This is a genomic window from Mesorhizobium sp. M2C.T.Ca.TU.002.02.1.1, from assembly GCF_003997225.1.
Window position 1 is genome coordinate 1 of sequence record NZ_RZTO01001305.1, and the last position, 1,003, is coordinate 1,003.

General features: G+C 64.9%; 1 protein-coding gene and 1 pseudogene. Both read left to right on the top strand.

Annotated elements, in window-relative coordinates:
- Window positions 1–355, top strand: a pseudogene (locus EOD07_RS35670) (ABC transporter permease); the annotation flags it as partial.
- Window positions 356–357: 2 nt separating this feature from the next.
- On the top strand, window positions 358–1,003 hold a 646-nt coding region (locus EOD07_RS35675), incomplete at its 3' end, for an SMP-30/gluconolactonase/LRE family protein (RefSeq protein ID WP_164772912.1).

Here is a 1,003-nt window from a genome sequence, read left to right on the forward strand (position 1 = left end):
GGCGCGCACCACCATCCTGACCTATGTCGTCTCCGGCCTCACCGCCGCCTTCGCCGGCATGCTTTTGACCGGCTATTCCGGCCAGGCCTATCTCGGCATGGGCGACGCCTATCTGTTCACGTCGATCGCGGCAGTCGCCATCGGCGGCGCCTCGATCCTCGGCGGCAGCGGGCATTATCTCGGCACCGTCGCGGGCGCCATGGTGCTGACCATCCTCACCGGGCTCTTGCCGGCGCTCAATCTGTCGAGCGGCGCGCTGCTCGTCGTCTATGGCGCGGTGATCCTGATCACGGTATCGATCGGCAGCGAGACCTTCGCCGGGCTCGGCGGCAGAATTCGCGGCAGAAGGGCTTGAACATGGTCGAAATCACTTGCGTTGTGGATGCTGGGGCCGAACTGGGCGAGGGCACGTTGTGGGACCCCAAGGCCGGGGTGCTCTGGTGGATCGACATCTGGAAGAAGCTGATTCATCGCTACGACCCGTCGACCGGCAAGGACGAGGCGTTCGAGACGCCGGAATATCTCGGCTGCCTCGGGCTGCGCGAGAAGGGCGGCCTGGTGCTGACCATGGCCGACGGTTTTCATTTCTTCGACCCGGCGACCGGCAAGTTCGAGGCGATCGTCGACCCGGAAGCGCATATGCCCAAGACCCGCTTCAACGACGGCAAGCCGGACCGGCAGGGGCGGTTCTGGTCGGGGTCGATGTTCGAAGCGCCGGGCCAGCTCGAATTCATCGGCGCGCTCTATCGGCTCGACCCCGATCTTTCGGTGCACAAGATGATCGACGGCATCGGCTGCTCCAACGGTCTTGCCTGGAGCCCGGATTCGAAGACCATGTATTTTTCCGACAGCCATGCCGGCGCGGTCTGGGCCTATGATTTCGACCCCGCCACCGGCGATATCGAGAACCGCCGCACCTTCATCGACATGACGCCTACCGGCGGCGTCGCCGACGGCGCCACCGTCGATGCGGAAGGGTGCTACTGGGTGACCATCCCGGTGA